We start from the raw sequence: 2,943 nt of genomic DNA on the forward strand, positions 1-2,943 counted from the left end.
GGGAGCGCCTCGATGAAGGCGAGAACGTCGTCATATCCACCTGAGCCACGTGGCCGGGCTTGACGTCCGGCACACCGTTCTACGTATAACACCCATTCCCCGGCCTAACCGTCCTGCATAGGCCGACACTTCGCGAGCTTGGACATATGCGGGGACGATCTTGCACGGCCCACACCCCGTGGCACTATCTGCCCAGCTCAAGCGATTCGAGCAGGCAGAGCTCCCCCGCTCTCCTACCTCGAGTGTTACTTGGCTCACGCCGTTACGATCGCGGACCTCGGACCCCGTGAGGTTGTGGCTGAGCTTGCTCGGCTTTGACGGACACCATCGTTGTGGTGGTCAGGCCGCCGCGGCGGCCTCGAAGTCGGCGGGGCTACGGTAGCCCAAACCGCTGTGCGGGCGGTGCAGGTTGTACCAGCCCTCGATGAACTCGAAGATCGCGCTGCGGGCCGCAGCTCTGGTGGGCCAGGACCGCTGGTCGAGGAGTTCGCCCTTGATGGCCGCGAAGAACGACTCGGCCAGCGCGTTGTCCCAGCACTGGCCGGTGCGCCCGACCGACAGCCGCACGCCGAGCCGCGCGGCCAGCTGGGCGTAGGCGGCGCTCGTATATTGACAGCCGCGGTCCGACTGGAAGATCACCGACCGGTCGGTCGTCGTCGGGCGCAGGCCCGCTGCAGGGCCTCGGCCACCAGGCCGGTGCGCAGGTGATCGGCCGTCGCCCAGCCCACCACCCGGCGGGAGGCGATGTCGATGACAGTGGTTAGACACAACCAACCCTCCTCGGTCGGGCACGTACGTGATGTCGCCGCACCAGTGCGTATCGACGGCTGCCGCATCAGGGGCGAAGTCACGGCCGATCAGGTCCGGCCGGGCATCGGCGTTCGGATCGACCACAGTGGTCCGCCGCCGGCGGCGCCGATACCGTCCGGCCAGGCCGAGCGCGCGCATCAGCCGGGCCACCCGCCGCCGGCCGCACCGCTGACCATCCCGCTGCAACTGCGCATGGACGCGTGGCGCGCCGTAGCTGCCTCGTGAGCGTGCGCGCACTTCGGCGATGCGCTCGACCAGCTCCGCGTCGCGCATCGCGCGCGGACCGGGCGCGCCACCGCTGCGTTCGTAGAAGGCGGCGCGGGAGGCTCCCAGCAGCTCACACGCCCGCTTGACGCTGTGACCGCCCTGCTTCTCCGCCTCGATGAACGGGTGCGCGCTCACCGGGTCTCCTTGGCGAAGAAAGCCGTGGCCCGCTTGAGAACGTCGACGTCCTCGCGCAGCCGTCGGTTCTCCCGCCGCAGCGCCGCCAGCTCCTCCCGCTCGCTACTGGTCAGCCCGCCCCGCTGCCCGGCATCGACCTCGGCCTGGCGCACCCATTGGCGCACCGCGGCCTCGGTCAGGTCGAAGTCCTGAGTCACCTCACGGATCGATCGGTCACCCCGCTGACACAACTCGACGATCTCGGCCTTGAACTCCGGCGTGAACGAGCGGCGAGGACGTGGCTTCTTCTTCCCCATGCTCTCCATCATGGACATCCCTAAGATCGTTTTGTCTGGAGTGAGTCGCTCTGGATGCCCAGGGCGACGGGGTGTGGCTGATGGACATCCGCTGCAGCTGTTGTGGCTTGGAGGGAATAGCCCCCTCGTCGTTCTGGACGCCCTGGCCGCTGATTGAGATCTGATGCGAATCGTCGCTGTTTAGGGACCTGCCGGCGGGGTCGTCCATGAGGTTGACCCGCGAACACGAGAAGGCGGGCCGGGTGACGGCGACGTGTGTGTGGATTGGTATCGATGCGGGTAAGAGCAGCCACCACGCGGTGGCGCTCGACGCGACGGGCAAGAAGCTGTGGTCGGTCAAGGTCGGCAACGGCCAGCGGCAGATCGAGGACCTGGTTGAGCGTGCCGAGGCAGCCGCGGCCAAGACCGGCGCTCGGGTGCAATGGGCGGTGGATCTGATCAGCCCGGTCGCCGCGTCGCCGCTGGCCACTTTGCTGACCAGCGGCCAGAGCGTGGTCTATGTGCCCGGCCGGATGGTCAATGGCATGGCCGGGGTCTTTCGAGGCGAGGGCAAGACCGATGCCAAGGACGCCCGGATCATCGCCGATGTCGCCCGCATGCGCGGCGACCTGACCGAGGTGACCGCGGCCGACGAGCTGGTGGTCGAGCTGACCCGGCTGGCCTCCTATCGGGCCGATGTGATGGCCGACTGGGTGCGTGGCGTGAACCGGCTGCGCGACCTGCTCACCAGCATCTTCCCCGCTTTGGAGGCCAGCTCCGACTTCTCCACCCGCTCGGCGCTGATTCTGTTGTCGGGCTATTGCACACCCGAGGAGGTCCGCCAAGCTGGCCAGGAGGGCTTGGCCGCCTTCCTGCAGGAAGAGGGTGCTTGGCGCAAAGGCATCGACGCCATGGTCACCGCCGCGAGGGCGGCAGCCGACCGGCAGACGGTCGCGCTGCCCGGCGAGGCCACCACGGCGATCCTGGTCAACAAGCTCGCCCGGCAGCCGCTCGGACTGGACCGGGAGATCAAGGAAACCGACAAGCTGATCGCCGAGCGGTTCCGGACCCATCCGCGGGCGCACATCATCGAAAGCCTGCCTGGCATGGGCCCGCTGCTTGGTGCCCAGTTCGTCGTCGCGACCAGCGGCGATGTCCAGGCCGCCTTCACCCACGCGGGCCGCCTGGCCTCCTACGCCGGGCTGGCGCCCGTGCCACGCGACTCGGGCCGGATCGCCGGCGACAACCGCGGGCCCAAGCGGTTCAACCGGCCGCCGCGCCAGGTGTTCTCCATGGCCGCGCTGTCCAGTATCCGCGCCGACGGCCTCTCGTGAGCCTTCTAACAGCGCAAACGGGATGAAAACAAGCTTCATACCCAGGCCCTACTCGCTCTGGCGCGCCGACTGGTCGACGTGCTGTGGGCTCTGCTGCGCGACAACCGGGTCTTCTCCCCAGT

The 2,943-nt window shown here is 68.3% G+C and carries 2 protein-coding genes and 1 pseudogene; 1 reads left to right on the forward strand and 2 read right to left on the reverse strand.

Annotation, left to right across the window (positions count from 1 at the left end; genetic code table 11):
• Positions 1 to 339: 339 nt before the first annotated feature.
• Positions 340 to 1,212, reverse strand: a complete 873-nt coding sequence (locus ACWEJ6_RS54545; RefSeq protein ID WP_452433650.1) for an IS3 family transposase — start codon at positions 1,210 to 1,212, stop codon at positions 340 to 342.
• Entirely contained in the window at positions 1,209 to 1,508 is a 300-nt protein-coding gene (locus ACWEJ6_RS54550) for a transposase (RefSeq protein WP_452433651.1), read from the reverse strand. The genes ACWEJ6_RS54545 and ACWEJ6_RS54550 overlap by 4 nt, the downstream gene beginning before the upstream one ends.
• Positions 1,509 to 1,714: 206 nt before the next feature.
• On the opposite strand from ACWEJ6_RS54550, the pseudogene ACWEJ6_RS54555 reads away from it, so the two are divergent.
• Positions 1,715 to 2,943, forward strand: a pseudogene (locus ACWEJ6_RS54555) (IS110 family transposase); the annotation flags it as partial.

This window comes from Nonomuraea sp. NPDC004702, from assembly GCF_053601695.1.